Origin of the sequence: Rubrivivax sp. JA1055, from assembly GCF_020966565.1 — a bacterium.
Lineage (GTDB): Bacteria > Pseudomonadota > Gammaproteobacteria > Burkholderiales > Burkholderiaceae_C > Rubrivivax > Rubrivivax benzoatilyticus.
The window spans coordinates 137449-163210 of the sequence record NZ_JAJKFP010000002.1 but is presented as its reverse complement, the minus strand read 5'-3'; the positions used below and the strand labels follow the sequence as shown (position 1 = coordinate 163210).

23 protein-coding genes are annotated in these 25762 nt (G+C 72.1%); 14 read left to right on the top strand and 9 right to left on the bottom strand.

The window, feature by feature from the left end:
* The first annotated feature begins 39 nt into the window (after positions 1–39).
* Positions 40–408 carry a hypothetical protein gene (locus LOC65_RS03875; RefSeq protein ID WP_230246707.1) on the top strand — a complete coding sequence of 123 codons (369 nt, stop codon included), beginning with the start codon at positions 40–42 and terminating at the stop codon, positions 406–408.
* Entirely contained in the window at positions 405–1277 is an 873-nt protein-coding gene (locus LOC65_RS03870; RefSeq protein ID WP_230246706.1) for a ZIP family metal transporter, read from the top strand. Before LOC65_RS03875 ends, LOC65_RS03870 begins: the two co-directional genes overlap by 4 nt.
* A 12-nt stretch (positions 1278–1289) precedes the next feature.
* Here LOC65_RS03870 and murB read toward each other — a convergent pair whose 3' ends face one another.
* A complete protein-coding gene (gene murB / locus LOC65_RS03865; protein ID WP_230246705.1) occupies positions 1290–2327 on the bottom strand; it encodes a UDP-N-acetylmuramate dehydrogenase in 1038 nt (345 codons plus the stop codon).
* Positions 2328–2341: 14 nt separating this feature from the next.
* On the opposite strand from murB, the gene LOC65_RS03860 reads away from it, so the two are divergent.
* The 7 genes from LOC65_RS03860 to LOC65_RS03830 all read left to right on the top strand — a co-directional run bounded on the left by LOC65_RS03860 (position 2342) and on the right by LOC65_RS03830 (position 8606).
* Positions 2342–2845, top strand: coding sequence for a YajQ family cyclic di-GMP-binding protein (locus LOC65_RS03860; protein WP_230246704.1), 504 nt, complete (start codon positions 2342–2344; stop codon positions 2843–2845).
* A 1-nt stretch (position 2846) separates the two neighbouring features.
* Positions 2847–3506 (top strand): TIGR02281 family clan AA aspartic protease, encoded by a 660-nt coding sequence (locus LOC65_RS03855; protein ID WP_230246702.1) that lies wholly within the window; start codon positions 2847–2849, stop codon positions 3504–3506.
* A 97-nt stretch (positions 3507–3603) separates the two neighbouring features.
* Positions 3604–4779 carry an acyl-CoA dehydrogenase family protein gene (locus LOC65_RS03850; RefSeq protein ID WP_230246875.1) on the top strand — a complete coding sequence of 392 codons (1176 nt, stop codon included), beginning with the start codon at positions 3604–3606 and terminating at the stop codon, positions 4777–4779.
* 4 nt (positions 4780–4783) lie between these two features.
* Positions 4784–5911 carry an acyl-CoA dehydrogenase family protein gene (locus tag LOC65_RS03845; protein WP_230246701.1) on the top strand — a complete coding sequence of 376 codons (1128 nt, stop codon included), beginning with the start codon at positions 4784–4786 and terminating at the stop codon, positions 5909–5911.
* Between the two features lie 40 nt (positions 5912–5951).
* Entirely contained in the window at positions 5952–6929 is a 978-nt protein-coding gene (locus LOC65_RS03840; protein ID WP_230246700.1) for a P1 family peptidase, read from the top strand.
* Positions 6929–7627, top strand: coding sequence for a pseudouridine synthase (locus LOC65_RS03835; protein WP_230246699.1), 699 nt, complete (start codon positions 6929–6931; stop codon positions 7625–7627). Before LOC65_RS03840 ends, LOC65_RS03835 begins: the two co-directional genes overlap by 1 nt.
* Before the next feature lie 16 nt (positions 7628–7643).
* Entirely contained in the window at positions 7644–8606 is a 963-nt protein-coding gene (locus LOC65_RS03830) for a bifunctional riboflavin kinase/FAD synthetase (protein WP_230246698.1), read from the top strand.
* Position 8607: 1 nt separating this feature from the next.
* Here the strand turns inward: LOC65_RS03830 and LOC65_RS03825 are convergent, their stop codons facing one another.
* On the bottom strand, positions 8608–9465 hold the full coding sequence (locus LOC65_RS03825; protein WP_230246697.1) for a MipA/OmpV family protein: 858 nt from the start codon (positions 9463–9465) through the stop codon (positions 8608–8610).
* 216 nt (positions 9466–9681) lie between these two features.
* On the opposite strand from LOC65_RS03825, the gene ileS reads away from it, so the two are divergent.
* The 3 genes from ileS to lspA all read left to right on the top strand — a co-directional run bounded on the left by ileS (position 9682) and on the right by lspA (position 17518).
* Positions 9682–12525: an isoleucine--tRNA ligase gene (gene ileS / locus LOC65_RS03820; protein WP_230246696.1), complete on the top strand. Its 2844-nt coding sequence runs from the start codon at positions 9682–9684 to the stop codon at positions 12523–12525.
* A 110-nt stretch (positions 12526–12635) separates the two neighbouring features.
* On the top strand, positions 12636–16913 hold the full coding sequence (locus LOC65_RS03815) for a PAS domain-containing protein (RefSeq protein ID WP_230246694.1): 4278 nt from the start codon (positions 12636–12638) through the stop codon (positions 16911–16913).
* A gap of 86 nt (positions 16914–16999) precedes the next feature.
* Entirely contained in the window at positions 17000–17518 is a 519-nt protein-coding gene (gene lspA, locus LOC65_RS03810; protein ID WP_009858539.1) for a signal peptidase II, read from the top strand.
* A gap of 56 nt (positions 17519–17574) precedes the next feature.
* Here the strand turns inward: lspA and LOC65_RS03805 are convergent, their stop codons facing one another.
* Entirely contained in the window at positions 17575–18558 is a 984-nt protein-coding gene (locus LOC65_RS03805) for a quinone oxidoreductase (protein WP_230246692.1), read from the bottom strand.
* A 77-nt stretch (positions 18559–18635) separates the two neighbouring features.
* Here LOC65_RS03805 and LOC65_RS03800 point away from each other — a divergent pair, with 77 nt between their 5' ends.
* Entirely contained in the window at positions 18636–18941 is a 306-nt protein-coding gene (locus LOC65_RS03800; protein ID WP_164962796.1) for a DUF2007 domain-containing protein, read from the top strand.
* A complete protein-coding gene (locus tag LOC65_RS03795; RefSeq protein ID WP_029718761.1) occupies positions 18938–19852 on the top strand; it encodes a DMT family transporter in 915 nt (304 codons plus the stop codon). The genes LOC65_RS03800 and LOC65_RS03795 overlap by 4 nt, the downstream gene beginning before the upstream one ends.
* Positions 19853–20407: 555 nt before the next feature.
* Here the strand turns inward: LOC65_RS03795 and LOC65_RS03790 are convergent.
* The 6 genes from LOC65_RS03790 to LOC65_RS03765 all read right to left on the bottom strand — a co-directional run bounded on the left by LOC65_RS03790 (position 20408) and on the right by LOC65_RS03765 (position 25650).
* Positions 20408–21115, bottom strand: coding sequence for an antA/AntB antirepressor family protein (locus tag LOC65_RS03790; RefSeq protein ID WP_230246874.1), 708 nt, complete (start codon positions 21113–21115; stop codon positions 20408–20410).
* Positions 21116–21194: 79 nt separating this feature from the next.
* Positions 21195–22121, bottom strand: coding sequence for a terminase small subunit (locus tag LOC65_RS03785; protein ID WP_230246691.1), 927 nt, complete (start codon positions 22119–22121; stop codon positions 21195–21197).
* Between the two features lie 263 nt (positions 22122–22384).
* A complete protein-coding gene (locus LOC65_RS03780; protein ID WP_230246690.1) occupies positions 22385–23218 on the bottom strand; it encodes a helix-turn-helix domain-containing protein in 834 nt (277 codons plus the stop codon).
* A complete protein-coding gene (locus LOC65_RS03775) occupies positions 23215–24021 on the bottom strand; it encodes a hypothetical protein (RefSeq protein WP_230246689.1) in 807 nt (268 codons plus the stop codon). Before LOC65_RS03775 ends, LOC65_RS03780 begins: the two co-directional genes overlap by 4 nt.
* A gap of 2 nt (positions 24022–24023) precedes the next feature.
* A complete protein-coding gene (locus LOC65_RS03770) occupies positions 24024–24992 on the bottom strand; it encodes a hypothetical protein (RefSeq protein ID WP_230246688.1) in 969 nt (322 codons plus the stop codon).
* 373 nt (positions 24993–25365) lie between these two features.
* Positions 25366–25650, bottom strand: a complete 285-nt coding sequence (locus tag LOC65_RS03765) for an AlpA family transcriptional regulator (RefSeq protein ID WP_138938912.1) — start codon at positions 25648–25650, stop codon at positions 25366–25368.
* Between the last annotated feature and the right edge of the window lie 112 nt (positions 25651–25762).

The window sequence follows — 25762 nt, the reverse complement described above, 5'->3', positions numbered from 1 at the left end:
CATCCGCTTTCCCCACCATCCCACGCCGGAGCCGCTGAGATGTGCCCGGCCGAAACCCAGGCCGCGCTGCGGCATTGGCAGCGCATCGCGATGCACATCCGCCTCGGCCTCGAGCCCGACGAGCCGCGTCTGCTGTGCGCCTTCCACCACCAGGGCGAGCGCCTGGTGGCGGCCTACGGCCAGCGCGCCTTCACGGTGCACGAGCGCATGCTGCGGCTGCTGCTGGACAGCGCCGAGGACACGCTGCTGCCGGTGTGCTGGCGCCTGACCTGCCTGGACGCCGCGAGCCGCCCGCTGGCGCGCCTGGGGCCGCTGGTGGCCGACGACGAGCAGGCCGTGCGGCTGCAGGCGCTTGCCGCACGGCTGGCGCGCTTCACGCTGCGGCCCCTGGACCGGGCCGAGCCGTGAACAGGGCCGGCACGCGCAGGCTGCTGCGGCCGGCGCAGTGGCTGGGCGTCGTGCTCTGCGCCGCGGGCGCGGCCATCGTGCTGGCCGACGTCTGGCACGCGTTGGCCACGGTGCCGGCGGTCGCCCACGCCGGTGCGCTGGGTGCCGCCGCGGCGCTGGCCACCGCGCTCGGCGCGATGCCGCTGCTGCTGGCCCGCGCGCCGGCCCAGCGCACCCAGGACACGCTGCTCGGCTTCGGCGCCGGCGTGATGCTGGCCGCCACCTGCTTCTCGCTGCTGAACCCGGCGCTGGACGCGGCGCAGGCCGCCGGCCTCGCCCCCGGGCCGCGGGCCGCGGGCATCGGCCTGGCGCTGCTGGGCGGCGCCGCCGTGCTGATGCTGCTGGAACACCTGCTGCCGCACGCCCACGCGCTGGGCCGCGACGCCCGCCCGCGCCGGGTGCTGCTGTTCGTGCTGGCGATCGTGCTGCACAACATCCCCGAAGGCCTGGCGATCGGCGTCGCCGCGGTTGGCGCCGAGGCGGCGCGCGCCACCGCGCTGGCCGGCGGCATCGCGCTCCAGGACGTGGCTGAAGGCCTGGTCGTCGCGCTGGCGCTGCACGCCGCCGGCATGAGCCGCGGCCGCGCCGCGCTGCTGGGTGCGGCCTCCGGCCTCGTCGAGCCGGTGGCCGCCGTGGCGGGCGCCGCGGCGGTGGCCGGCGCCACCGTGCTGCTGCCCTGGGCGCTGGCGTTCGCCGCCGGGGCGATGCTGTTCGTCGTCAGCCACGAGGTCATCCCCGAGTCGCACCGCCAGGGCCACGAGCGCTGGGCGACCGCCGGGCTGATGCTCGGCTTCGTGCTGATGATGGGGCTGGACACGGCGCTCGCGTAGAGCGCCGGGCGTTCAGACGATGACCGGCTCGGGCTCCAGGCGGATGCCGAAGCGGCCGTAGACGCTCTCCTGGATCGCGCGCGCCAGCGTCACGACCTCGGCGCCGCTGGCGCCGCCGCGGTTGACGAGCACCAGCGCCTGGCGCTCGTAGACCCCGGCCCGGCCCACCGATTTGCCCTTCCAGCCGCAGGCGTCGATCAGCCAGCCGGCGGCCAGCTTGACGCTGCCGTCGGGCAGCGGGTAGTGCACGATCTCCGGGTCGCGGTCGATGATGTCGCGGCACTGCTCGGCGCTGACCACCGGGTTCTTGAAGAAGCTGCCGGCGTTGCCGATGGCCGCCGGGTCGGGCAGCTTGGCGCGGCGGATGGCGCAGACCCAGTCGAAGATCGTGCGTGCATCCGGGTGCGTGTTCCCGGTCTCGGCGATCTTGCGTTCCAGGTCCAGGTAACCCAACGCCGGCACCCAGGGCTTGGGCAGGCGCAGGCGCACGCGGGTGACGACGCTCTTGCCCGCCAGGGCCTGCTTGAAGACGCTGTCGCGGTAGCCGAAGCGGCACATCGCCGCGTCCAGCGTGACGCTGCGGCCGGTGACGAGGTCGACGGCGTCCAGCGAGTGGAAGCGGTCCTTCAGCTCGATGCCGTAGGCGCCGATGTTCTGCACCGGCGCCGCGCCCACCGTGCCCGGGATCAGCGCCAGGTTCTCCAGTCCGGGCAGGCCCTGCTCCAGCGTCCAGGCGACGAGGTCGTGCCAGCGTTCGCCGGCACCGGCCTCGACGATCCAGGCGTCGTCGGTCTCGGCCACCAGGCGCCGGCCCTCGATCTCGATCTTCAGCACGACGGCGTCGACGTCGCGTGTCAGCACGAGGTTGCTGCCGCCGCCCAGGATCAGCTTGGGGGCACGGCCGAACTCGGGGTGGTCGACGACACGGCGCACGTCGGCCTCGCTGCGCACGCGCACCAGGGTGCGGGCGACGGCGGGCAGACCGAAGCTGTTGTGCTCGCGCAGCGACACGCGCGACTCGATCTGCAGCGGGGAGGCGACGGGGGACATGGCAGAATTTTCCCATGCCCAGCTTTGATACCGTCCTCGAGCCCAATCTGGTGGAACTGCGCAACGCGGTCGACCAGGCGAACAAGGAAATCGGCAACCGCTTCGACTTCAAGGGGTCGAGCGCGAAGGTCGAACTCACCGAGAAGTCGGCCAAGGAGCGCGAACTCGTGCTCTACGCCGACAGCGACTTCCAGATCGAACAGGTGCGCGACGTGCTGATCGCGCGCCTGGCCAAGCGCGACGTCGACGTGCGTTTCCTCGACCTCACGGCCAAGCCGCAGAAGCTCGGCGGCGACAAGCTCAAGCTCGCCGTCAAGGTCAAGGCCGGTATCGACGCCGAACACGCGAAAAAGATCCAGCAGGCGCTGAAGGCGAGCAAGCTGAAGGTGCAGGGCGCGATCCAGGGCGACGCGGTGCGCGTCTCGGGCGCGAAGCGGGACGACCTCCAGGCGGCGATCGCGCTGCTGAAGAAGGAGATCGCCGACCTGCCGCTGACCTTCAACAACTTCCGCGACTGAGATGGGTACCCCCGGCCGCCGCGAAGCGCTCAGAATCGCGGCGACGGCCCTGGCCGCGGCGGTGCTGCCCGCCGCCGCGCAGGACGTCTCGCTGGCCGGCCAGATGGGGCGCAAGGCGCTGCTCGTCGTCGGCGGCCAGCCGGTGACGCTGGCCGTCGGCGAGAGCGCGCGCGGCGTCAAGCTGCTGCAGCTCGACGCCGACGCTGCGGTCGTCGAGGTCGGCGGCCAGCGCCTGGTGCTGCGCCCCGGCGGCGGCACGGCGCGTGTGGCTGGCAGCGGCGGTGTCGTCTCCGGCGCGCGCGAGATCGTCATTCCCGTCGGCCCCGGCGGGCATTTCGTCACCCAGGGCGCGATCAACGGACGCCCGGTGACCTTCATGGTCGACACCGGCGCGACGCTGATCGCGCTCGGCCAGGCCGACGCCGAACGCCTGGGCATCGCCTGGCGCAACGGCGAGCCCGGCCTCGTGCAGACGGCCAACGGCACGGCCACCGCGTACCGCGTGACGCTGTCGCGGGTGCGCGTCGGCGAAGTCGAGGTCAGCCACGTGCAGGCCGTCGTCGTGCCCCAGGCCATGCCGATGCTCCTGCTGGGCAACAGCTTCCTGACGCGCTTCAAGATGCAGCGCGACAGCGACGTGCTGCGCCTCGAGGCCCGCTGAAGCCGCTGTCCCGGCAGGGACAAGGCGGCCCGAAACCCGCGTGCTACAACGAGCCGGCCACCAGGAGCCGGCCGCCGACGGCCGCGAGGAGACGACGATGGACCTCGAGTTCACCGAGGAAGAACAGGCGTTCCGCCAGGAGGTTCGCGCCTGGGTCGGCGCCCACCTGCCGGCCGACATCCGCGACAAGGTGCGCGCCGCGAGGCCGCTGACCCGCGAGGAGCACCAGCGCTGGGCCCGCATCCTGGGCCAGAAAGGCTGGCTGGTCGCCGGCTGGCCGCGCGCCTTCGGCGGCCCGGGCTGGACCGCGGTGCAGAAGCACCTGTTCGAGGAGGAATGCGCGCTCGCCGGTGCGCCGCGCCTGATCCCCTTCGGCCCGGTGATGGTGGCGCCGGTCATCATGGCCTTCGGCACGCCCGAGCAGCAGCGGCGTTTCCTGCCGGCCATCGCCAGCGGCGAGGTCTGGTGGAGCCAGGGCTACAGCGAACCCGGCGCCGGCTCGGACCTGGCTTCGCTGAAGACCCGCGCCGAGCGCCGCGGCGACACCTACGTCGTCAACGGCCAGAAGACCTGGACCACGCTGGCCCAGCACGGCGACTGGATCTTCTGCCTGGTGCGCACCGCCACCGAAGGCAAGCCGCAGGCCGGCATCAGCTTCCTGCTGATCGACATGAAGAGCCCCGGCGTCAGCGTGCGGCCCATCGTCATGCTCGACGGCGAGCCCGAGGTCAACGAGGTCTTCTTCGACAACGTCGAGGTGCCGGCGGCCAACCTGATCGGCGAGGAGAACAAGGGCTGGTCCTACGCCAAGCTGCTGCTGGCGCACGAGCGCACCAACATCGCCGAGGTCAACCGCTCCAAGCGCGAGCTCGAACGGCTGAAGGCGCTGGCCCAGGCCGAAGGCGTCTGGCACGACGCCCGGCTGCGAGACCAGATCGCGCTGCTGGAGGTCGACATCGTCGCGCTGGAGATGCTGGTGCTGCGCGTGCTGTCGGCCGAGAAGAGCGGCAAGCAGAGCCTGGACATCGCGGGCCTCCTGAAGATCCGCGGCAGCGAGATCCAGCAGCGCTCGGCCGAGCTGCTGATGCTCGCCGGCGGCCCCGGCACCGTGGCGCGCCGCGACGAGGCCGCCGACACCGCGGCGGCCGGCTGGCAGCACGACGCGCTGGCGCCGCTGATGGGCAGCTACTTCAACCTTCGCAAGACGACGATCTACGGCGGCTCCAACGAGGTGCAGCGCAACATCGTCGCCCAGACGGTCCTTGGGAGCTGACGCGATGGACTTCGATTTCACCGACGACCAGCAGGCGCTGCGCGAAGCCGTGCGGCGCTGGGTGGACAAGGGCTTCGCCTTCGAGCGCCGCCACACGCTGGCCAAGGCCGGCGGGCATTCGCGCGCCGTCTGGGGCGAACTGGCCGAACTCGGGCTCGCCGGCCTGGCGGTGCCCGAGTCGCAGGGCGGCCTGGGCTTCGGCCCGGTCGAGGCCATGCTCGTCAACGAGGAACTCGGCCGCGGCCTGGTGCACGCGCCGTGGACCAACGCCGCGCTCGCGGTGCCGGCGCTGCTGGCCGCCGCGCCCGAGGCACTGCAGGGCGAGTGGCTGCCGCGCATCGCCGACGGCTCGGCGCTCGTCGTGCTGGCGCAGCAGGAGCGCGCCGCACGCTGGGCGCTGGATCGGCCGGCGACCCGCGCCGAACGCCGCGGCGACGGCTGGGTCGTCACCGGCGCCAAGATCGCCGTGCCGGCCGGCGATGAGGCCGATGCCTTCGTCGTGCCGGCGCGAAGCGCCGGCGCCGATGGCGAGCGTGCCGGCATTGGCCTGTTCGTCGTCGAAGCCGGTGCCACGGCGATCACGCCCTACCCGACGCAGGACGGCGCGCGTGCCGCCGACCTGGTGTTCGACGCCGCGCCGGCCGCACTGATCGCCGAAGACGGCCTCGAGCGCCTGGAACACGCGGTGGACATCGCGCTGGCCGGCATCGCCGCCGAAGGTGTCGGGCTGATGGACCGGCTGCTGGCGATGACCGTCGAGTACCTGAACACACGCCGCCAGTTCGGCGTGCCGATCGCCAGCTTCCAGGCGCTGCGCCACCGCGTCGCCGACGCCAAGATGCAGCTGGAACTCGCCCGTTCGATGAGCTATTACGCGACGCTCAAGCTCGGCGCGCCGGCCACCGAACGCCGCCGCGCCGTCGCCCAGGCGCGGGTGCAGCTCGGCCAGGCGATGCGTTTCGTCGGCCAGCAGTGCATCCAGATGCACGGCGGCATCGGCGTCACCGACGAGTACGCCGGCAGCCACTACTTCAAGCGCCTGACGGTGCTGGAACTGGCCTTCGGCGACACGCTGCACCACCTGGGCGAAGTCTCCGCACGCATGGAAGACACGGCCGGCGTCTTCGTCTGACGCAGCGCGGCGAAGGCGGGCCCGCCGCTACAGTCGCGGCATGTCCGCCCCCCACGACACGCTCGACGCCCTGACCGACGTCGCCGGCCTCGCCGTCGGCCACCACACGCTGGCCGACGGCCTGAGCGGCTGCAGCGTCGTGCTCTGCCCCGAAGGTTCGGTGGCCGGCGCCGACGTGCGCGGCGCCGCGCCGGGCACACGCGAGACCGATCTGCTGCGCCCGGAGAACACCGTCGAGGCCGTGCACGCGCTGCTGCTGGCCGGCGGCAGCGCCTACGGGCTGGACGCCGCCGGCGGCGTGATGCGCTGGCTGGAAGAACGCGGCCGCGGCGTCGCCGTCGGCCCGGCCATCGTGCCCATCGTGCCGGCGGCGGTGCTGTTCGACCTCTGGCTGCGCCCGGCCGCGCGCCCCGACGCGGCGGCGGGTTACGCCGCCTGCGACGCGGCGATGGCAGGCGCCTTCGAACGTGGCAGCGTCGGCGCCGGAGCCGGCGCCAGCGTCGGCAAGCTCTTCGGGCCGCAGCACGCGATGAAGGGCGGCATCGGCACCGCCTCGCGCCGCGCCGGTGGCGTGACGGTGGCGGCGCTCGTCGCCGTCAACGCCGTCGGCGACGTCGTCGACCCGGCCAGCGGCCGCCTCGTCGCCGGCGCGCGCAGCGCCGACGGCCGCAGCCTGCGCGACACCGTCGCCTGCTATCTCGCCGGCGAACACGCCGCCGCGCCGCTGGCCGGGGCGACGACGATCGGCGTCGTCGCCACCGACGCGCCGCTCTCCAAGGCCCAGGCGCAGCGCCTGGCCACCGCCGGCCACGACGGCCTGGCGCGCACGATCCGCCCGGTGCACACCGCCAGCGACGGCGACACCTTGTTCGGCCTGTCCACCGGCCGCGGCCCGGCGGCGCCGGCCACGCTGCTGCACGTGCTGGCCGCCGAAGCGGTGGCCGCCGCCGTGCTCGACGCGCTGCGTTCGGCCATCGGCCTGCCTGGCCTGCCTTCGGCGCGAGAATTCGCCCCCTGATGAAACTCGAACAAATCCTCTTCACCCAGGGCTTCGGCACGCGCCGCGTCTGCGCCGGGCTGGTCGACTGCGGCGCGGTGCGCGTCGGCGGCCAGGTCGTCGACGACCCGGCGGCCGACTTCGACACCGCCGGCCTCGTCTTCGAGGTCGACGGCCGCGAGTGGCCCTTCCGCCAGCCGGCGCTGGTGATGCTGCACAAGCCCGCCGGCTACGAGTGCTCGCAGAAGCCCCGCCACCACCCCAGCGTGATGAGCCTGCTGCCGCCGCCGCTGCGCACGCGCGGCGTGCAGCCGGTGGGCCGGCTCGACGAAGACACGACCGGGCTGCTGCTGTTCACCGACGACGGCAAGCTGATCCACCGCCTCACCAGCCCCAAGCACCACGTGCCCAAGGTCTACGAGGCGACGACCAAGCACCCCGTCGACGAGGCCACCGTGCAGCGCCTGCTGGCCGGCGTCGTGCTCGACGACGACCCGCAGCCGGTGCGCGCGCTGCAGGCCGAATGCACCGGCCCGAACGCGCTGCGCCTGGTGCTCGCCGAAGGCAAGTACCACCAGGTCAAGCGCATGGTCGCCGCCGCCGGCAACCGCGTCGAGGCGCTGCACCGCAGCGCCTTCGGTGCGCTGACGCTGCCGGCCGACCTGGCGCCGGGGCGCTGGTGCTGGGTCGAGCCCGAGGCGATCTTCGCCGGCGCTTGAACGAGAATCCGCGGCCATGCGCGTTTTCAGAGGATTCGACCACCCCGGCCTGCGCGAGGCCGGCTGCGCGCTGACGATCGGCAATTTCGACGGCGTGCACCGCGGCCACCAGGCGATGCTCGCGATGCTGGTCAACGAGGCCCGCCATCGCGGCCTGGCCTCGTGCGTGATGACCTTCGAGCCGCATCCACGCGACTTCTTCGCCCGCCGCGCCGGCGACGCGTCGCGCGCGCCGGCGCGCATCGCGACGCTGCGCGACAAGCTGGCCGAACTGGAGCGCTGCGGCGTCGACCACGTCGTCGTCGCGCGGTTCGACGAGCGCCTGGCGTCTCTGGCGCCCGAGGCCTTCGTCGAGCAGGTGCTGCAGAAGAACCTGAACGCACGCTACGTGCTGGTCGGCGACGACTTCCGTTTCGGCGCGCGCCGCGAAGGCACGTACACGATGCTCGACGAGGCCGGCACGCGGCTGGGCTTCGACGTCGCGCGCATGCTGAGCTACGAGGTGCACGGGCTGCGTGTGTCGAGTTCGGCGGTGCGCGACGCGCTCGCTGCCGGCGACATGAAGCGCGCCGCGGTGCTGCTGGGGCGGCCGTATTCGATCAGCGGCCACGCGATCCACGGCCGCAAGCTCGGCCGCGAGCTGGGGTTCCGCACCCTGAACCTGCGTTTCCCGCACCCCCGGCCGGCGGCCGGCGGCATCTTCGTCGTGCGCGTGTACGGCCTGGCCGAACGCGCGCTGCCGGGTGTCGCCAGCCTGGGCACGCGGCCGACGGTCGAGAACGCCGGGCGTGTGCTGCTGGAGACGCACTGCCTCGAATGGCCGCTGGGCCCGGAGGCCGGCTACGGCCGCGTGCTGCGGGTCGAGCTGCTGCACAAGCTGCACGACGAGCGCCGCTACCCGTCGCTGGAGGCGCTGCGCGAGGGCATCGCCCAGGACGAGGCCGACGCCCGCGCCTGGTTCGCCGCCCAGCCGCGCTGACTCAGAAGCGCCGGCCGAGGCCGAAACCCAGGCTCCAGCCGGTCTTGCCGGTGACCGAGGGCCCGTCGGCCGCCGGCCCGAGCAGGCGCCGAAGCGACACACCGGCCAGTGCCACCCAGTCCTCGGACAGTTGGTGGCGCAGCCCGAGCACCCCCTGCAGGTCGCGCAGCCCGGCGCCGGGCGAGTAGACCGGGTAGCCGCTGGTGGCGGCCTGCTGCTCGTCGATGCCGTAGTAGCTCTGCATGTAGCGGCGGTCGGCCGCCGTCAGCCGCAGCGACGCGTTCCAGCGTGTGCGCGGCGCCAGCGGGCGCTCGCGCGACAGGCCCAGGTCGACGAAGGAGCCGCCGCCGCGGCCCAGCAGGTCGAGGCTCCAGCCGCCGGACAGGCGCCAGCCGTCGTCGAGCCGCCAGCTCGCGCCCAGCCGGGCCCGCACGGTCGCCCGCACGTCGCCCAGGCCTTCGAGCGCCGGTTCGTCGTCGTCGCGGCCGCGGTCGTAGCGCAGCGAGAGATGGGTGCGCAGCCGGCTGCCGCTCGTCAGGTCGAGCCCCAGGCCGCGTGTCACGTCGTCGGCGCGGCGGGTGGCGAAGGCGCCGGCGTTGCTGACGGTGAGCCGCCCCCAGCGCAGGTAGAAGCCGGGTTCGAGCGAAGCGTCGGGGCCGCCGCGGCCATGGTGCGAACTCCCCCAGGAGGCAAGCACGCCGACGACACCTTCAAACCGCCGCGGCGGCGGGCCGTCGTCGTCCGCTTCGGCCGCCGGGGCGCGGGGCGTCACCGGGGGCACCGGCGCCTCTTCGCCCCGAGCGGAGGCGGCGACGAGCAGTGTCAGGGCCAGCGCCGGCGGACGGGAGCGGAGCTTCAAAGCAGCGCCTCGGTAGAATCGGCTGATGCGATTGTCCATCGTTCGGCTCGACCCGTCGTGGCGGAACACCTCCACGCGGCGGCAGACGACGCGCGACCGAATTACGCGGACGCAGCGCCTTCGCGCCTGACCGCCCCCGCCGTCTCGCGCCGTGCCCGCACGCGCGCCTCGACGACCGCTTATGCACCGCCTCCGCACCGCCCGGTGCCGACCGACATGACCGACTCCACGAACGCCGCCGCGCCCGACTACCGCGCGACGCTGAACCTGCCCGACACCCCGTTCCCGATGCGCGGCGACCTCGCCAAGCGCGAACCGGCGTGGATCAAGCAGTGGCAGGACGAAGGCCTCTACAAGCGCCTGCGCGACGCGCGCTGCGGCAAGCCGCTGTTCGTGCTGCACGACGGCCCGCCGTACGCCAACGGCGCCATCCACATGGGCCACGCGGTCAACAAGGTCCTGAAGGACATGATCGTCAAGGCGCGCCAGCTCTCGGGCTTCGACGCCCAGTACGTGCCCGGCTGGGACTGCCACGGCCTGCCGATCGAGAACGCGATCGAGAAGAAACACGGCCGCCACCTGAGCCGCGACGACATGCAGGCCAGGAGCCGCGCCTATGCCACCGAGCAGATCGCGCTGCAGATGGCCGACTTCAAGCGCCTGGGCGTGCTCGGCGACTGGGAGCACCGCTACGCGACGATGGACCCGGCCAACGAGGCCGGAGAGATCCGCGCCTTCAAGCGTGTCATCGAACGCGGTTTCGTCTACCGCGGCCTGAAGCCGGTCTACTGGTGCTTCGACTGCGGCAGCTCGCTGGCCGAGTTCGAGATCGAGTACGCCGACAAGAAGAGCCAGACGCTGGACGTCGCCTTCCCGGCGGCCGAGCCCGACAAGCTGGCCGCCGCCTTCGGCCTGCCGGCTATCGCCAAGCCGGCCTTCGTCGTCATCTGGACGACCACCGCCTGGACGATCCCCGCCAACCAGGCGCTGAACCTGAACCCGGCGCTGGACTACGCGCTGGTCGACACCGAACGTGGCCTGCTGGTGCTGGCCGAATCGCTGGTCGAGAAGTGCCTGGCGCGCTACGGCCTGCAAGGCACGGTGCTGGCGACGACCAAGGGCGAAACGCTCGGTGGCCTCAACTTCCGCCACCCGCTGGCCGACACCGACCCGGGCTACGACCGCCTGAGCCCGGTGTATCTGGCCGACTACGCCACCGCCGACGACGGCACCGGCATCGTGCACAGCAGCCCGGCCTACGGTCTGGACGACTTCAACTCCTGCGTCGCGCACGGGATGAAGACCGACGAGATCCTGAACCCGGTGCAGGGCAACGGCTGCTACGCCGCCGACTTCCCGCTCTTCGGCGGCCAGAACATCTGGAAGGCCGTGCCGGTCATCCTGGAGACGCTGAAGAACGCCGGCCGGCTGCTGGCCACCGAGACCATCACCCACAGCTACCCGCACTGCTGGCGCCACAAGAGCCCGGTGATCTACCGCGCCGCGGCGCAGTGGTTCATCCGCATGGACGAGGGTGAAGGCGTCTTCACGAAGGACAAGGCGCCGCGCACGCTGCGCCAGATGGCGCTGGACGCGATCGAGGCCACCGGCTTCTACCCCGAGAACGGCAAGGCGCGGCTGCGCGACATGATCGCCAACCGCCCCGACTGGTGCATCAGCCGCCAGCGCAGCTGGGGCGTGCCGCTGCCCTTCTTCCTGCACAAGGAGACCGGCGACCTGCACCCGCGCACGATGGAGATCCTCGACCAGGCGGCCGACATCGTCGAAGCCGGCGGCATCGAGGCCTGGAGCCGCACGACGGCCGAGCAGATCCTGGGCGCCGAGGACGCCGCGCTCTACACCAAGAGCAGCGACATCCTGGAGGTCTGGTTCGACTCCGGTTCGACCTTCTGGCACGTGTTGCGCGGCCAGCACCCCGAGGGTTATCACAAGGAAGGCCCGGAGGCCGACCTCTACCTCGAAGGCCACGACCAGCACCGCGGCTGGTTCCACAGCTCGCTGCTGCTGGCCTGCGCCTTGTACGGCCGCGCGCCCTACCGCGGCCTGCTGACGCACGGGTTCACCGTCGACAGCCAGGGCCGCAAGATGAGCAAGAGCCTGGGCAACGGCATCGAGCCGCAGAAGGTCTCGTCGACGCTGGGCGCCGAGATCATCCGCCTGTGGGTCGCGGCCTCGGACTACTCGGGCGACATCGCCGGCGACGACAAGATCCTCGCCCGCGTCGTCGACGCCTACCGCCGCATCCGCAACACGCTGCGTTTCCTGCTCGCCAACACCTCGGACTTCGACGCGAAGGCCGACGCCGTCGCGCCCGAGGAGCTGCTGGAGATCGACCGCTGGGCGCTGGCGCGCACCGCCGAGCTGCAGGCCGAGATCCTGAAGCACTACGAGGTCTACGAGTTCCACCCGGTGGTCGCCAAGCTGCAGGTCTTCTGCAGCGAGGACCTGGGCGCCTTCTACCTCGACGCGCTGAAGGACCGGCTGTACACGACGGCGCCCAAGTCGCTGGCGCGCCGCAGCGCCCAGACCGCGCTGGTGACGATCACCCAGGCGATGCTGCGCTGGATGGCGCCCTTCCTCAGCTTCACTGCCGAGGAAGCGTGGAAGATCGTCGGCACGACCGAGTCGATCTTCACCGAGACCTACCTCGACTTCCCCGAGCCCGACGCCGCGCTGCTGGCGAAGTGGGCGCGCATCCGCGCCGTGCGCGAACGCGTCAACAAGGAGATCGAGGCCGTGCGCACCACCGGCGCCGTGGGCTCGTCGTTGCAGGCCAACGTGACGATCGGCGCGCCGGCCGAGGAACACGAGCTGCTGGCCTCGCTCGGCGAGGACCTGCGTTTCGTGCTCATCACCTCCAAGGCGCTGCTGGCCGCCGCCGACGAGCTGCAGGTGACGGTGACGCCGTCGACCGACACGAAGTGCGAGCGCTGCTGGCACTGGCGCGACGACGTCGGCCACGACCCGGCGCACCCGGGCCTGTGCGGGCGCTGCACGAGCAACCTGTACGGCGACGGCGAGGCCAGGCGCGTGGCCTGACGCCCGATCCCCGGGGGATGTCTCCGGGGGGCCTCCGTGCCGGCGCGCCGGCCCTGTGCTAGAAACGCGTCGCCGCCAAGCGCATCAGCGCACAAGGGAGGCGGTGTCGAATGGCGGAAACCAGCAGCGGCCGGCCCACCGGCTCGTCCCGACATCCCGGCGCCCGCGGCATCGTCTGGCGGACGGCGCTGGCGTTCCTGGTGCTGGCCGCCGCCACCGCGGTATTGGTCCTGCGCGAGTTCCGCATCGGGCGGGAACTCGCCGCGGCGGAGCTGAAGGCCGTCGCCCGGCTTCGATCGGAACAGATCGACGACTGGCTGAACGAACGGCTGGCCCTGGGCCGCCTGCTCGAGCCCAGCCCCTCGCTGGCCCAGTTCCACCGCCGCGCGCTCGCCGGGCCCGATGCCGCGGAACGCCGTGAGCTCGAGCAACGCCTGCAGCATCTGCGCGACAGCACACGCAGCGTCAACGTCCTGCTGCTGGACGCCGATGGCCAGTTGCTCGTCTCGGCGACACCCGACGAAGCCCCGACAGCCGCCCTGCGCGACACCGTGCGGCGCGCCATCACGACCGGCCAGGCACAGCACACCCCGATGTACCGCAGCGGCGCCGATGCACAGGCGCTGCGGCTGGACATCGTCTTCCCGCTGAAGCTGAGCGGCACGCCGGCGCGCGCCGCCGTCGCGCTGCGCCAGGACCCGCAGCAGACGCTGCTGCCGGGCCTGACAGGCTGGCCGCTGCCGCGCGACGGGGCGCTGGCACTGCTGTGGCAGCGCCAGGGCGATGTCATGCATCCCTGGGCCGGGTTCACGCCCGAGTTGCAGGGGCGGCTGCCGGCGACCGTCGCCGTCACCGAAGCCGGGACGCTGCCGCTGGCTGCGCTGCGCGGCGACCCCTCGGCGCTGCAGCCGCAGCGCGCCACCGACTTCCGCGGCGAGGCCGTGACCGGCATCGTGCTGCCGCTGGGCGCGGGCGACTGGTGGCTGTCGCTGCAGATCGACCAGCAGGCGATCGACGCGCCGGCGCGGCAGTCGGCGCTGGCCGGTCTGGCGCTGCTGGCGGTGACGCTGCTGGCGCTCCACGCCATCGGACGCAGCCTGTCCAACCGCCGCGCGCTCGCCGATGCGGAACGCGAACGCGCCGAGGAACGCGAGCGCATGCGCGCGCTGCAGCTGCTCGATACCGTCGCCGAGCACGCGGGCGAGGCGATCTTCGCCAAGGACCTCGACGGCCGCTATCTGTTCGTCAACCGCATCGCCTGCGAGCGCAGCGGGCTCAGCCGCGAGCAGTTGATCGGACAGCGTGACGTCGACGTCTTTCCGCCCGACACCGCCGCCGCCTACGCCGCCGACGATCGGCTCACGCTGCGCGACGGCAACGCCATGACCTTCGAGCAGACGATGCCGACGCCGAACGGCGTGCTCCATCTGGCGGTGACGAAGGCGCCGCTGCGCGACGGCGACGGGCGCATCGTCGGCCTGGTCGGCGTGGCCAGCGACCTCACGGCACTGCGCCGCGGCGAACAGGCCCTGCGCGAGAGCGAGGCCCGCTTCCGCTCGGTCTTCGAGGTGCTCAACGAGGGCATCGTCGTGCGCGCCCCCGACGGCAGCATCGTCGACGCCAACCCGGCAGCCGAACGGCTGCTGCTGCAGCCGGTTCAGGCCCTGCGCGGGCGCCGGCTCGACGAGCTGGGCTGGGAGCCGGTGAACGAGAGCGGCGAACCGTCGCCCGAGGGCCTGCAGCGCCTCACCGAGGTCATCACCGCCAGCGGGGACTGCCGCGATGCCGAGGTGCGCGTGCGCGCCCCCGACGGCCGGCAGCGATGGCTGCGTGTCAACGCCGAGCCGGTGCGCGACCCCGACGACGGCCGCCTGATCGCCGTCGTCGCGTCCTGGGACGACGTCACCGAGCGCCGCGAGACCACCGAGGAGCTGCGTCGCCACCGGCTGCACCTGCAGCAGCTGGTCGAGGAACGCACGCTCGAGCTCAAGCACGCGATCGCCGGGCTGGCCGAAGCCGAACGTTCGGCGCGCATGATCGCCGACAGCCTGCCCGGCCTCGTCGCCTACTGGGACCGCCAGATGCGCTGCCGCTTCGCCAATCGCGGCTACTGCGACTGGTTCGGCATGAGCCAGGAGCAGATCATCGGCCTGTCGATGACGGAGCTGCTGGGCCCCGAGTTCGTGCGGACGCAGGCCGACCTGATCCGCGCCGCATTCGGCGGCGAGCTGCAGCAATACGAACGCAGTGCGCCGAGCCGCGGCGGCGAGCCGCAGGACCTGCTGGTGCACTACGTGCCCGACCGGCGCGCCGACGGCCAGGTCGACGGCTTCTACGTGATGGCGATCGACATCTCGGCGCAAAAGCGCGCCGAGGCCGGGCTGCAGCGCGCCAACGCCGAACTCGTCGTCGAACGCGACCGCGCCGAAGCCGCCAGCCGTTCCAAGAGCGCCTTCCTGGCCAACATCAGCCACGAGATCCGCACGCCGATGAACGCCATCATCGGCCTGGCGCACCTGATGCTGCGCGACGCGCACGCGGACACCGAACGCGAACGGCTCCTGAAGATCCGCGGCCAGGCCCAGCACCTGCTGCAGATCCTCAACGACGTGCTGGACCTGTCCAAGATCGAGGCCGGGCGGCTGGAGCTCGAGGCGATCCCGTTCTCGCTGGACACGCTGCTGGCGCGGGCCTTCCAGACCGTCGCGACCGAGGCCCAGCGCAAGGGGCTGGAGCTGGTGCTGGACACCGACGCGGTGCCCGACCGTCTGGTCGGCGACCCGACGCGGCTGCTGCAGGCGCTGCTGAACCTGCTGTCCAACGCGGTGAAGTTCACCGAGAAGGGCTGGGTACGGCTGCAGGCTCGACAGGCCGATCACGCCGAGGGCCGCGTGCTGCTGCGCTTCACCGTCACCGACACTGGCGTCGGCATCCCGCCCGACCGCCTCGGCGCCCTGTTCCAGGCGTTCGAGCAGGTCGACAGCTCGACGAGCCGGCGCCACGGCGGCACCGGCCTGGGCCTGGCGCTGACGCGCCACATGGCGTCGATGATGGGCGGCGAGGTCGGCGCCGACAGCACGCCCGGGGCCGGCAGCTGCTTCTGGTTCAGCGCCTGGCTGGCGCTCGAAGGGGAGCAGCCCGCGCCGGTGCCGAAGATGGCGGGCCTGCGCGTGCTGCTGGCCGACGACCTGCCCGAGGCCCGCGAGGCGCTGGCCGACCGGCTGCGGCACCTGGGCATGCAGGTCGATGCCGTGGTGTCGGGCGAGGCCGCACTCGAGCAGGCGGCGGCGGCCGGCGCCGCCGACCAGGCCTACGACCTGCTGCTGCTGGACTGGCGCATGGAGGCGCTCGACGGCATCGAGACCCTCGCACGCCTGCGCGCCCTGCCAGCCGCGGCCAAGGCCCCGGCGCTGCTGGTCACGGCCTTTGACGACGACGGCATGCGCCAGCGGGCCGAGGCCGCCGGCTTCGCGTCGGTGCTGCTCAAGCCGGTGGCGGCCTCGACGCTGCACGACACGCTGCAGCGTGTGCTGCGGCACTCCGGGGCGGCCTCCGAGGCCGTGATGCCGCCGCCGCACGGCAGCGGCCAGGCCGAGGCCGCGCTGCGCGCGCGCGGTTGTCGCCGGCCGCTGCTGCTGGTCGAGGACAACCCGATCAACCAGGAAGTGGCGCTGGAACTGCTGCGCGCGGTGGGGCTGGAGGTCGATCTGGCCGTCGACGGCCGCGAGGCGCTGCGCATGGGACAGGCGCGCGACTACGCCGCGGTGCTGATGGACATGCAGATGCCGGAGATGGACGGACTGGAAGCCACGCGCGAGCTGCGGCGCACCGGGCTGGCCGTGCCGATCCTGGCGATGACGGCCAACGCCTTCGGCGAAGACCGCGCCGCCTGCCTGGCCGCGGGCATGAACGACCACATCGCCAAGCCGGTGGACCCGCAGACGCTGTACGCCACGCTGCTGCGCTGGCTGCCGCCCGCGACGCCGGACGGCGCCAGTGCGCCGGTGGGGCCGCCGTCCGGCGCCGGGTTCGCCGAACGCCTGGGCGCGCTCGGCGAGATCGACGTCGACGCCGCGCTGCGGCTGGTCGGCGGGCGGCCCAACGTGCTGCAGCGGCTGATGCGACGTTTCGCCGAGGTCTACGCGCTCGGCGTGCCGGCGCTGGTGGCCCCCGGCGGCGACGAGCGGCTCGCGGCCTGGAAATGCGCGGCGCACTCGCTGCACGGCGCCTGCGGCGCAATCGGCGCGCGCGCGCTGCAGGCCCATGCGCGCGAGCTGGAGCACGACACCGCCAGCGCGACGCAGGCCGGGCCTCTGGCCGAGCGGGCGCGCGAGCTGCACGAACGCGTGAGGGCAATGGCAGCCCAGCTGGAAGCCCTGCTCGACTGAGGCCGCCGCGCGGGGGCCGGCGACGGCCTCGCGCTACAGTAGCGGCCCGCCCGCCGGCCCCGGCGGTCCACCCGCATCACGACTTCATGGCCACGTCTTCGCGCACGTCCAACCGCCTGCCCTTCTGGCTCGGCCTCGCCTTCATCGTCGTCGTCCTGGACCAGTTCACGAAGACGCTGATCCTCGGTTACTTCCAGGACGGCGAAGCCCGCGTCGTCACGAGCTTCTTCAACATCGTGCGCGTGCACAACAGCGGTGCGGCGTTCTCGTTCCTGGCCGACGCGGCCGGCTGGCAGCGCTGGTTCTTCGTCGGGGTCGGCGTCGCCGCCTCGGCGGTCATCGTCTGGATGCTCGCCAACCATGCGTCGCAGCGGCTGTTCAGCTTCGCGGTGACGATGATCCTCGGCGGCGCGGTCGGCAACGTCATCGACCGGCTGCTGCACGGCCACGTCATCGACTTCCTGCAGTTCCGCTTCGGCTTCCTCGAGCCGATGTTCCGCGGCGGCTACTTCCCCAGCTTCAACGTTGCCGACGCGGCGATCACGCTGGGCGCCGTGTGCCTCGTGCTCGACGAGATCCTGCGCGTGCGCCGCGGCGGCAAGTAAGGCACCCGCACCGCCACCCGGGCACGGCGAATCGCCCCGCGCCGGCCGGCGCAGGCTCAGGGAAGCAGCACCGTCGAGCCGGTCGTGCGCCGGGCTTCCAGCGCGCGGTGCGCCTCGGCCACGTCGGCGAGCGCCCAGCGCTGGTCGATGCGGATCCGGACCTCGCCGCTGGCGACGACATCGAAGAGCTCGTCGGCCATCTCCTGCGTTCGCTCGCGCGTCGCGATGTGGGTGAAAAGCGTCGCGCGGGTGACGTACAGCGAGCCCTTGGGGCCCAGCGTGCCGATCGCGAACGGCGGCACCGGCCCCGACGAGTTGCCGAAGCTGGCCAGCAGGCCGAACGGCCGCAGGCAGGCCAGGCTGCCGTCGAAGGTGTCGCGGCCGACCGAGTCGTAGACGACCTTGACGCCGCGCCCGCCGGTGATGTCCTTGACGCGGGCGACGAAGTCCTCGCGCGTGTAATCGATCATCGCCGCCGCGCCGTGTTCGAGCGCCAGCTGGCACTTGGCCGCGCCGCCGGCGGTGCCGATCAGGCGCAACCCCAGCGCACGCGCCCACTGGCAGGCGATCAGGCCGACACCGCCGGCGGCGGCATGGAACAGCACCCAGTCGCCCGGCTGCAGGCCCTCGACCGGCAGCGTCTTCTTCAGCAGGTACTGCGCGGTCAGGCCCTTGAGCATCATCGCCGCGCCGGTCTCGAAGTCGATGCCGTCGGGCAGCTGCACGACCTGCGTGGCCGGCATCACGCGCAGCTCGCTGTAGGCGCCCGGCGTCGCGGCGGCGTAGGCCGCGCGGTCGCCCGGCTGCAGGTGCGACACGCCGTCGCCGACGGCCTCGACGATGCCGGCGCCTTCCATGCCCAGCACCAGCGGTAGCGGGTTCTGGTAGAGGCCCGTGCGCTGGTAGACGTCGATGAAGTTGAGCCCGCAGGCGTGGTGGCGGATGCGCACCTGGCCGGGACCGGGTTCGCCGACCGGCAGGTCGACGGACCGCAGCACCTCGGGGCCGCCGAAGGCGGAGATCTGGATCGCGCGCGGCATCGTGTTCTCCTCGTGACGAGCGCGCAGGTTAAGCGATGCCGAACCGCCACACCGGCGGTGGCATGATCGCCCGCCCGATGAGAAGACTGATCCAAGCCCCCAACCTCGTGCTGGCCACCCTCTGGGCCGACCAGCTCGGCGCCGCCGGCATCGCCGCCAGCGTGCAGCGCGCCTTCGCCAGCGGCATCGCCGGCGAGATCCCGCCCGACCAGAGCCTGCCGGAGGTCTGGGTGCCCGACGACGAGCACGCCCGCGCGCAGACGCTGCTCGACGAGTGGCGGCACCCGCCGCACCACACCTGGGCCTGCGCCCGCTGCCACGAGATCGTCGAGGGGCCGTTCGAGCAATGCTGGAACTGCGGCGCCGAGAGGCCCGCGGCATGACGCTCACACCCCGGATCGCGGCACTGCTGACCGTGCCGCCCATGCTGTGGGCGGGCAACACGTTGCTCGGCCGCCTGCTGGCGCCGGTGATGCCGCCGCTGCTGCTGAACTGCCTGCGCTGGTGGCTGGCACTGGCCATCCTGCTGCCGCTGGGCTGGCGCGCGATCGGCACACCCGAGCGCCGCGCCGAGATCCGCGCCCGCTGGCGGCCGCTGGCCGGCCTGGGGCTGCTCGGCGTGGGCGCCTACAACGCGCTGCAGTACCTGGCGCTGCACACCTCGACGCCGATCAACGTCACGCTGATCGCCTCCAGCATCCCGCTGTGGATGATGCTCGTCGGCGCCCTCTTCTATCGCGAGCGCCCGCGGGGCGGGCAACTGGCCGGCGCGGTGCTGTCGCTGGCCGGCGTGATGGTGGTGCTGCTGCGCGGCGACCTGTCCAGCCTGGGCACGATCCGGCTCGTCGCCGGCGACCTGTGGATCCTGGTCGCGGCCCTCGCCTGGGCCGGCTACAGCTGGCAGCTGGCGCGGCCGGCGGCGTCGATGCGCGGCGAGCAGCGGCCCGACTGGAACTGGGCCGAGTTCCTGCTCGTCCAGGTGATCTTCGGCGTCGGCTGGGCGACCTTGTCGGCCGTCGGCGAGGCGATCTGGATGCCACAGCCGGTGCAGTGGTCGCCGATGGCCGTCGCGGCGCTGGTCTTCATCGCCGTCGGGCCGTCGGTGCTGGCCTTCCGCCTCTGGGGCCGCGGCGTCGCCGAGGTCGGCCCGGCGATAGCCGGCTTCTTCGCCAACCTGACGCCGCTGTTCACCGCGCTGTTGTCGGCAGCGCTGCTGGGCGAGCCGCCGCACCCGTACCACGCGCTGGCCTTCGCGCTGATCGTCGGCGGCATCGTGGCGTCGAACCGGCGCTGACACTCGCCGCGCGCAGACGAAGAAAAACCCCGGTCGCTTGCGCGGCCGGGGTTTCGGTTTGGACCGGGGTCACTCGAATTCATGAGGTAAGCCGTCTCAAAATAGCAACGAGTTACACCCAAAGTTATACACACGGTGTGCCGCGTGCATTGGCCACCGAGCATCCTCGGCCAGGCTTGCAGGCGTTCGGCAGCAGCGCAGCCACAGGGCAGAGCAGCATCGCCACGGCACCGCCCGCGGGGTCGGCCGGGCATTCGCCGCGCAGCACGAAGCGCTCGGAGCGTCGTGGCCGGAGATCAACGCCAGCCATTGCGCCGACACCGCCGGCGCGCCGCTCTCCAGCGCCAGCTCAGGCTTCAGCACGGCGCGCACCGGGCGCTAGCGCATCGTGAGTGCTGCCCGACGACGTCAGGCCAGCACTCACCACCACCCGCGCGCCGAACTTCCCGATGCCTCACGCTCGTGATGCGCGAGACGGTGCGGTCGCCGCCGTCCTGTGCGAGACTACTGACGTCGTCCAGCTTGCTGGCGGCTGGAGAGGCATCCGACGCGGGCTCATTCCCTGCACCACCGGGTGCCTCTCTTCTTTTTCAAGCGTCGGCGCGTGCGTGCTGCAGGCCGTAGACATGCTCTCGAGGCACTCGCCACCTCCTCGATCGTCACGCAGTTGCTGGTGTCGGCGACGGCGTCGTGGAAGTCGACCTTCGGCGCAGCCTCGTCCAGCGCCTCGGCCTGGGCCTTGTTCTCCAGCGCCAGGCGCTGGCGCTCCTCGAACTGTTCCGCCCACGCGCGCGCCGCGGCGGCGGGGTTGCTGAAGTCCGGCAGCGCGGCGACCTGGCGCCCGCCGGCGGCCTCGCGCTCCTTCAGGCGCTTCTCGCACTCGATGAAGTAGCGCCGCGCCTCCCGGCCCTTCGCGTTGCGCTCGACCATGGCCAACTCCTTCGCCATGTCGAGGGTCAGGTGGTAGTCCCTGCTCCGGCGGTCGCCGCCGCGGCCGGTTTGGTTCCCCAGATTCGGGGAATCAACGACGACGTAGTCCTGACCCTCGGCGAACCCGTACTGCGCGATGCGGTCCTTCACCCAGGTCGAGAAGTCCTTCCCGACCTCGAGGAACGCATGCAGCGCGCGGGCGTCGACGGTCTGCACGGTGGCCCCGGCGATCTCGTGCTGGGCCAGCGGGATGAGCTGCTGGCGGCCGGGCTCGACATCGTTGGCGACGTGCTGGGCCCGGGCAAGCGTCGCTCTCGGCATGCCGCCGCGCATGGAGCTCACCGCCGAGGCGGCCTGGCGCTGGGCCGGAACGGGCCCGGCTGGAACTCCGACGTCACGCTGTCGGGCTCTGTCAGCCGTCCGCGGCCGGTTCCCGGAGACCTGCCGCCTCTGCCGCGATCGCCCTGCCGCGCGCCCGAGCACGTTCGCCGGCCTCGCGAGACTTGCGCATGGCCTCGTCGTAGAAGGCGTCGAGCTCGGCGACGTCGACCGTGAGGTTCAGGTCGCGTGCGTTGTCCTGCTCGAAGAAGTTGACGTGCCGGGCGAGCTGCATCAGCGCGTGGTCGCGGTCGGACAGCTTCACCTCGATGCCGTCCTTCGTCTCCTTCACGCCGTTGAAGAGCGCCAGCGCGCCGGCGCTGTAGGTGCTGGAGTCGCGCAGCCGCACCCGCGATTCGCCGTCACCGCCGCAGGTCGGGCAGTCCACGTTCGGCTTCAGCGCGCGCGAGTAGCCGCCGCCACCGCGCTCGTCGAACGGGCCCGGATCGTCCTTGCCGGTCGCGATGCACGCCGTGCGCAGATCAGCATGCCGGGCCCGGGCGTCTTCGAGTTCGCCGTCGGTGAACTGCCGTCGGTGGCCAGCGCCCCAGCAGTACCGGCACGCCGACACCCGAATCTCGGTCAGCTCGCGCGGGTCGGCGCGCAGCCGGGTCAGATACTCCTTCAGGACCAGCGCGACGTCGACCTCGTTGGCCTTGGCCGCGGCGGCCATGAGGTAGTGCACCCGCTCACGGATCTGGGCGGAGCTGGCCAACTCGTGAGCGCGCGTCCAGACCGTCTTGCGCTTCCAGGTGCGCGAGCGGGGGAACACCTCGAGGTAGGCGTCGGTCTGGTTTCGACCCTTTGCGAGCAGCGTCGCGAACGCCTCTTCACGCGGCGGCAGCAGCGCAGCGGTCGGTACGTCGTCGCGTCCGCCAGCGGTCGGGGCTGGCGGGCTGCCTGGGGGCTCTTGAGCAGGCAGCACGACGTCCGTGGTGGCCTTGCGCGCGGTGTTCCTCATTCACTGCTCTCTGCGGCGGGCGCCGCGTTCGTGTCGTGCGGAAGCATCGCCTGTTCACGCCGGCCCCACGCCTTGGCCTTTCCGCCTGACGTCGAAGGAGACCGGTTCCGTCGGGAGAAACTTACGCGGCTGCCCGCCGTAACTTTCCCCTGCTGCACCTGTCGCGCGCGTGAGCGCGCGCCTAGAGCAGGCCGAAACGGGCCGCTCATACAGAAGGAAATCGGCGTCCCGGGGTGCGTGTCTGCCGCGCCACTATCGCGGCCTCAGCCGTCGGGCATCTGCCTGGCCGCGCCGTCTCCAACGCTCGGTTCTTCGTCATCATCTTCTTCGCCGACGTCGTCCAAGCTGCCAGGCTCTGGAGGCAGCCAGTGCAGGTACCAGTCGAGGTTCAAGCCGCCGACGGCAGCCAGCACGGAGCCAAGGCCCCGCCGACGCACCTGGCGCTCGCGACGCTCCAGAGCCGCCATCTCAGCCTTCGCTGCATCCGCGGCCTCTCTCAGTGCCTGCACCAGCAGCGACCCGCCGCGAACCTCCTCGTCGAAGGTGGGAGCAACCGACCGAACGCGTTCCAGTTGGCCTTGCGCCTGAAGCACGAGGCTCGCTAGCCGGCGCAGCCTCGCCGCGTTGGGCCCTATCGCTCGCGCCACGTTGACGGACGCTGACGACATCGCTTCCACGACCCGGCGCAGCTCCGCCGACAGCCCGGCAGCGAGTTGCCGTTGAATGCCGAGAGCCGGGTCGCGGTCGGAGTCCGGCGCGAGCCCGCACAGGAAATCCATCGTGGTGCCGTAGAGCTGCGTGCACGCGATCAGCACGTCCAGAGGAGGCATGCGCTGCCCCGACTCCATCAGCAAGAGCTGCACCGGCTGGCTGTACCCCAGACGGTGCGCGGCCTCGGTCTGCGACAGCCCGGCATCCTCGCGGGCCTCGGCCAGGCGGCGGCCCCACGCGCGCTTCTCGTCGGTCGGCGTGTCGTAGGCGGTCTTGCCCCTGCGGCGCTTGCGATGCGGCGGCCGCGGCGCCAGCTCGGCCTCCGCCGGCGTGGGCTGGTTCTGCACGAAGTCCAGCTGCATGGTCTCAACAGCGATGGGCGTCATCTGGTCTCCTCCCTGACCGGTACCGCATACGCGTCCGCCGCACGACGGGCGCGACCTCGAAGTTCTGCCGTTACACGCTTCGCCCTGGCGTCGTCGCTGGCCACGGCCGGCGCGGTCATGCGGGCCAGTAGGCGCTCGCGGATGGCCTGCAGCGCCGCCAGCTTCGCGGCCGGCACCGGGCCGGCGTCGTCCGGCGCTGCGGACAGGAGCGGGATCGAGGCGTTCGGTGCCGGCAGCGACAGCACGTCCTCGGCCGCCGTGCCAGCGAGCAGCGTCCGCCCTTGCGCCGCAGCAAGTCGCAGCGCTTCGGCGGCCTGGGCCTTGTCGGTTCCGATCGACGCCTGCCACTTGGCCGGCACCCGGTCGCGGCGCACAACTTCAAGCTGCCTGGCGTAGACCTCGCGGAACGCCATGCGGGCACCGACCTCGTCGCCCAGCTCCAGCACCCGGCGCGCCACGTCCCAGGCCTGCGCGATCTCGTCCGTCCACACCACCGTCGACGCCTCGTCTCGCGCCTGCAGCGCAATCGCCCACGCCTCCTCGGGACTGGGCCGGCTGTCGTTGCGAGCGACGATGCCGTCGATCTTGGTGACGATGTCCCCGGGAATCGGCAGCGTGCGGCCGGTCTCCGGCGCGCGGACGTGCGCATCCAGACCGGCGACCACAGCGGCCATCGGGTACGGCTCCAACACCTTGAACCACAACCCGCAGGCGTCGGCGTCAGGCGTATAGCGGCCATGGCTCAGCAGCGCGAACATCGCGCGAAGCCGGGTCGTGAACTCCTCGAAATCGGCGTTCGTCATCGTCAGGCAGGCATCTCGATCGTGTTGTCGTCAGCCGCAACCGGCGCCAGGCCGGCCGCGAGTCGAGCTCGGTTCATGAACGCCGCATCCGGAGGTGCGCCGGGCGCCGTCGCCGGTGGCTGCTTCGGGTCGTCCCGATGCGCGAGCGGGCTACGGCACCAGTTCCGCCAAGTCGCATTCCAGTCCAGCTTCGTCGCGTCCCTCCCCGGCTTCGCGCACCAGTGGTCGCGGAAGGCCTCGCCCTCGCGGCGCACCTTCTCCTCGGTCCACTGAGGGAACTCCTCGAGCGCCCAGGCGCCCCAGGCCTTCGGGAGCTGCCAGTCGGTCGGGAGCCGTGTACCCTTGGCCGTCGCCACTTTCGCTCGTGGCGCCGCGTCAGCGGCGGGAGCGGCGGTCGGCGGCGAATGGGCTTTGGCGCGCCCCCCCGACAGGGAGGCCTGCTCCTGCTCCTGCTCCTGCTCCTGCTCCTGCTCCTGCTCCTGGCTTCGATGGGGCATGGCATGGGGCTTCGATGGGCCTTCGGCCTCTGCCTCGTGCTCGCGCGAAGGGCCACGCCGATCGGCAAGGTGGAAGGCATCGCGGTAGCGGTCGAACCAGGCGCGCAGAAACGGGTTATCCGGTAGGTCGTCGTAGTCCTTCTGAATCCCCTTGCAGCGCTTGTCTCCCGAGGAGAGCGCAGGGGCGATCTGCCAGGCGGCCATCCCGTGGACCCAGACCACCTCCGTGGCCTCGTCGTAGCTGCAGAAGCCGCATTCGATGCAGTCCCGAAGCCCCTTCGAAGCCCCTTCGAAGTCAAGCCCGGTCTCATGGGCTATGAATAGGACGGGCTGATAGAAGAGGCCGAGCATGTTCGAGTGGGGCGATGACACTAGGTACACGGCCACCACGACACCTTCGATACCCCTGCTCTTCAGCGCCCGGCCAGTCTTGCCGGTCCAGAACGTCGGGGACAGCTTCGCGTACTCGCGCATCAGGCACCTCCCGGTGCACCCAACAGCCGCAGGAACGCATCGGCCGACGCAAGGTCGGGCAGCTCGCGAGTAAATCCCCTGCGACCGGCGACGAAGCCATCGCCCGGGAGCTCGCGCACCGTGGCGCCGATCCGCGCGGCGCGCGTCTGCAGCTCGGCGAGAGTTGGGACGCTGGTGGCCAGCGGGCGAGCTTCACTCAGCCACGAAATCGGCCTGGGTGAGACGGAAAGGCGGGTGCGCACTGCACTCCGCGGTCCTGCACCATTCCCCTCGTTCGTTCGTGTCCTCGGGCCCTTGGAAGGGGGGCTCTTCGCCCCCAGCGCTTCGCCACGCTGGGGGCCTTTTTCCTTGTGCGTCGTCATGGCGGCGCACCTCACGACGTGGACGGTGCTGCCTGCTGACGACGGCGGCGGGCCCCCTCGGCGCCAGCTCGAGCAGCGCGATCGACCTTCTCGGCGGCGCTCGCGTCAACGGAGCGCGCCAACAGCCAGTCGCGGATGTCGGCCACGCGCCATCGAGTGCATCGCGGCGCGCGCATGACCGGCTGCGGCGCCTTGCCGGTGCGGACCAGCTCATGCCAGGTGGACACGCTCACGCAGGCAGCGGCGACGATCCCCTTGGCATCGATCAGCGCCACGTCGACCAGCGGGGCGGGCACCGCGTCCAGCGCGTGCGCTGAGTGAGTCGGAAGAGTCGGGCGGGCGCTCCCGGTCGTTTGTGGCCCGATATGGTGCGGTTGCGTCATGCCGGCCAGTGGACCGGCGGGGCGG